The sequence below is a fragment of the Bradyrhizobium sp. genome (assembly GCF_050014615.1).
Lineage (GTDB): Bacteria > Pseudomonadota > Alphaproteobacteria > Rhizobiales > Xanthobacteraceae > Bradyrhizobium.
Window position 1 is genome coordinate 1 of record NZ_JBEKCZ010000289.1, and the last position, 5,091, is coordinate 5,091.

The 5,091-nt window shown below is 62.0% G+C and carries 6 protein-coding genes and 1 pseudogene; 6 read left to right on the forward strand and 1 reads right to left on the reverse strand.

What is annotated here, in order from left to right:
* Positions 1-131 precede the first annotated feature (131 nt).
* The 6 genes from sufC to ABR948_RS28120 all read left to right on the forward strand — a co-directional run bounded on the left by sufC (position 132) and on the right by ABR948_RS28120 (position 4,874).
* The gene (sufC, locus tag ABR948_RS28095) at positions 132-884 is read left to right on the forward strand and encodes a Fe-S cluster assembly ATPase SufC (RefSeq protein ID WP_428124337.1); all 753 of its coding nucleotides are present in this window, start codon (positions 132-134) and stop codon (positions 882-884) included.
* Between the two features lie 20 nt (positions 885-904).
* Positions 905-2,230 carry a Fe-S cluster assembly protein SufD gene (gene sufD / locus ABR948_RS28100; protein WP_428124339.1) on the forward strand — a complete coding sequence of 442 codons (1,326 nt, stop codon included), beginning with the start codon at positions 905-907 and terminating at the stop codon, positions 2,228-2,230.
* Positions 2,227-3,474, forward strand: a complete 1,248-nt coding sequence (locus tag ABR948_RS28105; RefSeq protein WP_428124341.1) for a cysteine desulfurase — start codon at positions 2,227-2,229, stop codon at positions 3,472-3,474. Before sufD ends, ABR948_RS28105 begins: the two co-directional genes overlap by 4 nt.
* Positions 3,471-3,872: an SUF system Fe-S cluster assembly protein gene (locus tag ABR948_RS28110; protein WP_428124343.1), complete on the forward strand. Its 402-nt coding sequence runs from the start codon at positions 3,471-3,473 to the stop codon at positions 3,870-3,872. The genes ABR948_RS28105 and ABR948_RS28110 overlap by 4 nt, the downstream gene beginning before the upstream one ends.
* A 90-nt stretch (positions 3,873-3,962) precedes the next feature.
* Complete coding sequence (locus tag ABR948_RS28115; protein WP_428124345.1) at positions 3,963-4,367, forward strand: HesB/IscA family protein; 405 nt, start codon at positions 3,963-3,965, stop codon at positions 4,365-4,367.
* A gap of 51 nt (positions 4,368-4,418) precedes the next feature.
* Positions 4,419-4,874, forward strand: coding sequence for a TfoX/Sxy family protein (locus ABR948_RS28120; RefSeq protein ID WP_428124347.1), 456 nt, complete (start codon positions 4,419-4,421; stop codon positions 4,872-4,874).
* 95 nt (positions 4,875-4,969) lie between these two features.
* On the opposite strand, the pseudogene ABR948_RS28125 reads toward ABR948_RS28120, so the two are convergent.
* Positions 4,970-5,091 (reverse strand): annotated as a pseudogene (locus ABR948_RS28125) (GGDEF domain-containing protein); the annotation flags it as partial.

The following is a 5,091-nucleotide window of genomic DNA, read 5'->3' on the forward strand; positions in this document are numbered from 1 at the left end:
TTCGCAGTCGAGGCGCAGAAATTGATCTCGATCTCGCTTGAGGGATCGGTTGGATAATTCCTCGTCCTTCGCGACGCGCCTTCGGCGCTCCCCGGGGCGAGGCAACAACGGACGAAAAACGGAAGCGTATGATGTCATTACTTGAAGTCAAAAATCTGCAGGTCCGGGTCGAGGAGCGTGAAATTCTCCACGGGCTTTCGCTCACCGTGAACCAGGGCGAAGTGCATGCCATCATGGGGCCGAACGGCTCCGGCAAGTCGACGCTGAGCCATGTCATCGCCGGCAAGCCGGGCTATGAGGTCACCGGCGGCGAGATCCTGTTCAAGGGCGAGGATCTCTTGGAAATGTCGCCCGACCAGCGCTCGGCCAAGGGCGTGTTCCTTGCGTTCCAGTATCCGGTGGAAATTCCGGGCGTCGCCACCATGACGTTCCTGCGCACTGCGCTGAACGCCCAGCGCAAGGCGCGCGGCGAAAGCGAATTCTCCACGCCGGATTTTCTTAAAAAAGTGCGCGAAGTGGCGGCGCGGCTGAACATTCCGCAGGACATGCTCCGGCGCGGTGTCAATGTCGGCTTCTCCGGCGGCGAGAAGAAGCGCAACGAGATTCTGCAGATGGCGCTGTTCGAGCCCAGCCTGTGCATTCTGGACGAGATGGATTCCGGCCTCGACATCGACGCGCTGCGGGTCGCCGCCGACGGCGTCAATGCGCTGCGTTCGCCGGATAGGGCGATGGTGGTGATCACGCATTATCAGCGGCTGCTGAACTATATCGTGCCTGATTTTGTGCATGTGATGTCGAAGGGCCGGGTGGTCAAAAGCGGCGGCAAGGAACTGGCGCTGGAGCTCGAGGCTTCCGGCTACGCGCAGTTCGAAGACGCGGCCTGAGTGTCGAAACGGATTTCATGATGAACCTCGCACTTGCAAAGACCGAAACCGGACGCGCGCTGAGCGATATCCTCGCTGTCGCGCGCGATCGGCTGCCAGGCGCGGGCGGGGTTGCCGATGCGCGACGGCAGGCGTTCGATGCCTATCAACGCGCCGGCCTGCCGCACCGGCGGATCGAGGACTGGAAATACACTGATCTGCGCGTGCTGATGCGCGACGTGCTGCCGCTGGCCGCTGCTCCTGACGCCGCGGCGCTGACGCGCGCGGGCAAAGCCTCAAAGCTCCATGCGATCGAGGGCGTGCGCCGGCTGGTGCTGGTCGATGGGGTATTTGCGCCCGGCTTGTCGGAAACGGCCGATCTGGAAACAGGGCTCGGCATCCGCACGCTGCGCGAAGTGCTGGAGGCCGGCGACAGCTTAGCCCAGCCGCAATTATTCGCGCCTGACAGTTCCGATGCCATGGTGGCGCTCAACAGCGCGATGATGACGGACGGTCTCGTGATCGAGGTCGCCGACGGCACCGTGCTCACCAAACCCCTGCATATCGTCCATATCGCCAGCGGTGCCGTGCCGTCAGCGATGTTCACCCGCTCACTGCTGCGCCTCGGCAAGGCCGCCGGCGCGACGCTGGTGGAGAGCTATATCGCCGCCGAAGGTGCTAAAACCTATCAGGTCCATGATTCCCTGGTCGTTTCGATCGGCGATGACGCGCGGCTTGACCATGTGCGTTTGATCGAGGACAGCCGCGAGGCCTTCAACATATCTTCAGCGCTGGTATCGCTCGGTGCCCACGCCCATTTCAACACCTTCGGCATGACCAGCGGCGCGATTGTCAGCCGTTATCAGGCGGTGATCGCGGTTGCCGGCGAGGGATCGCGCGTCGAGACCAATGGCGTCAATCTGCTCAATGGCCGCCAGCACGCCGACACCACGCTGTTTCTGGATCACGCGGTGCCGAATTGCTCCAGCCGCGAGATCTTCCGCGCCGTGGTCGACGACCGCGGCCATTCGGTGTTTCAGGGCCGCATCATCGTGCGTCCGAAGGCGCAGAAGACCGACGCCAAGATGATGACGCGGGCGCTATTGTTGTCCGACGAGGCCGAAGCCGACAACAAGCCGGAACTGGAAATCTTCGCCGACGACGTGACCTGCGGTCATGGCGCGACCACCGGCGCGCTCGACGAAAGCCTGCTGTTTTACCTGCGCGCGCGCGGCCTCTCCGAGAAGGAGGCCCAGGCGCTGCTGATCCAGGCGTTTGTCGGCGAGGCGATCGAGCAGATCGCCAGCGATAGCTTGCGCGAACTGGCGATATCGGCGGCCGAGCGCTGGCTGGCGGCACGGGGTTGATCATGCATCCGGCAGTCTCAAACGGTACATATGACGTAGCGAGGGTGCGGGAGGATTTTCCGGCACTGGCGCTGAAAGTCTATGGCAAGCCGCTGGTCTATCTCGACAATGCCGCGTCCGCGCAGAAGCCGAATGCGGTGCTCGAGCGCATGACGCAGGCCTACAAGAGCGAATACGCCAACGTGCATCGCGGCCTGCATTACCTCGCCAATGCGGCGACCGAAGCCTATGAAGGCGGCCGCGCCAAGGTCGCGACATTCCTCAATGCTGGGCGTAATGAAGAGATCGTCTTCACCCGCAACGCCACCGAGGCGATCAACCTCGTGGCGTCGTCATGGGGCGAGCCCAACATCAAGGCCGGCGACGAGATCGTGCTTTCGATCATGGAGCACCATTCCAACATCGTGCCCTGGCATTTCCTCAGGGAACGCCATGGCGCCGTCATCAAATGGGCGCCGGTGGATGACGAAGGCAATTTTCTGATCGACGAGTTCGAGAAACTGCTGACCGACCGCACCAAACTGGTTGCGATCACGCAGATGTCGAATGCGCTCGGCACCATCGTGCCGGTCAAGGATGTGGTGAAGCTGGCCCATGCCAGGGGCATTCCGGTGCTGGTCGATGGCAGCCAGGCCGCGGTGCATCTGGCGATCGACGTGCAGGATATCGACTGCGATTTCTACGTCTTCACCGGCCACAAACTCTACGGCCCGACGGGCATCGGCGTGCTCTACGCCAAATACGAGCATCTGGTGGCGATGCGGCCCTACAATGGCGGCGGCGAGATGATCCGCGAAGTCGCGAGAGACTGGGTCACCTATGGCGATCCGCCGCACAAATTCGAGGCGGGAACGCCGGCGATCGTCGAGTCGGTCGGCCTTGGCGCTGCGATCGATTACGTCAATTCGATCGGCAAGGAACGTATCGCCGCGCACGAGCACGATCTGTTGACCTATGCCGAAGGGCGGCTGCGCGAAATCAATTCGCTGCGCCTGATCGGTACCTCCAGGGGCAAGGGACCGGTGATCTCGTTCGAGATGAAGGGCGCGCATCCCCATGATGTCGCGACCGTGATCGACCGGCAGGGGATCGCGGTGCGCGCCGGCACTCATTGCGTGATGCCGCTTTTAGAGCGGTTCAATGTGACGGCGACGTGCCGTGCCTCATTCGGAATGTATAATACAAGAGAAGAAGTCGACCATCTGGCACAGGCGCTGATCAAAGCGCGGGAATTGTTCTCATGACCGACACCGTTGAAGTGAAAAATCTGGAAGCCAAGAATCCGGAAGTCAAAACCACCAACATGGAAACGCATTCGGCGTTGCCGCCGGAGGAAACCGAGCGGCTGGGCGGCGAAATCGTCGCCGCGCTGAAAACCGTGTTCGATCCGGAAATTCCAGCCGATATCTATGAACTCGGCCTGATCTACAAGGTCGACATCAAGGACGACCGCACCGTTGATGTCATGATGACGCTGACGACGCCCAATTGTCCGGCGGCCGGCGAACTGCCGACCATGGTGGAGAATGCGGTCGCCAGCGTTCCCGGCGTCGGCGTGGTCAATGTCAATCTGGTCTGGGACCCGGCCTGGACGCCGGATCGAATGACCGACGAGGCGCGCCTCGTCCTCAACATGTGGTGAAGTGGTAGAGCGTAAAGATAAAAGAGTGGAATCGCGTTTAATTTCTCAAGGGCAATGATCCGGCATTGATTTGCTGTCAGGACTAAACACATGACTGACATGACACCTGCTTCACCCGCTCCCGCCGCCAAGCCGAAGCCGCGGCCGCGCCCGCAGGTCATGAGACTGACCGAAGCCGCGGCACTGCGCATTGCGGAGCTGACCAGGCGCGCCGATTCCGAGATCGTCGGCCTGCGGGTCGGGATCAAGAACGGCGGCTGCGCCGGCCAGTCCTATACGGTCGAATATGCCCATGACGTCCGGCCGACCGACGAAGTGGTCGAGGACAAGGGCGTGAAGATCCTGGTCGATCCCAAGGCCGTGCTGTTTCTGCTGGGTACCGAGATGGACTACAAGGCCGACAAGATGCAGTCGCAGTTCATCTTCAACAACCCGAACCAGACCGGCGCCTGTGGTTGCGGCGAATCGGTGCAACTCACGCCCGCGAAGATCTAGCCACCGCGTCATGCCGGCCTCCAGTCGCGACGACGTGTAGAGAGCGGCGTCATGGACCGCGATTTCCTGATCGATTTGTTCGCGGATTTCGGTCCGGTCGCGATCCGCCGGATGTTTTCGGGGTTCGGCATTTCCGCCGACGGTACCAATTTCGCGCTGGCGCTCCGTGGCGGGCTTTACCTGCGCGCCGATGACCAGACCATTCCGCAGTTCGAGGCGGAGGGATCAAAGCCGTTTCAGTACCAAACCAGAGCCAGGACCGTCACGGTGAACTCGTACTGGCAGTTGCCGGAACGGCTCTATGACGATCCCGAACAACTGACGGAGTGGGCGAGGGCGGCCTTGTCGGCGGCGCAGCGCGCGGCTTTGCGCAAACCGAAGGCGCGCAAGGGGAAGAAGAAGGCGACAGCAAAGGAGGCACTTGTGGCCAAGAAGACCACATCACGCGTCGTCCCGGCCAAGCGAGCCCTGCGAGCGCGAGCCGGGACCCATAATCACCGGCGTTGATCGTTGCAAAAGGCGTCCGCCATTCTACCCGAACGAAAGTGCACAGCGTATGGGTCCCCGCTTTCGCGGGGACGACTCGTGGAGGGTGTCGGGCTTCAGGCGACCTGAGTGTGAGCCTCGGCGGCGTATTCCGGATCGGCTTCGCAGATGACACGGTTGCGGCCGTTGCGCTTGGCGGCATAGAGGCAGGCATCGGCGCGCTCGATCAGCGCGTCGG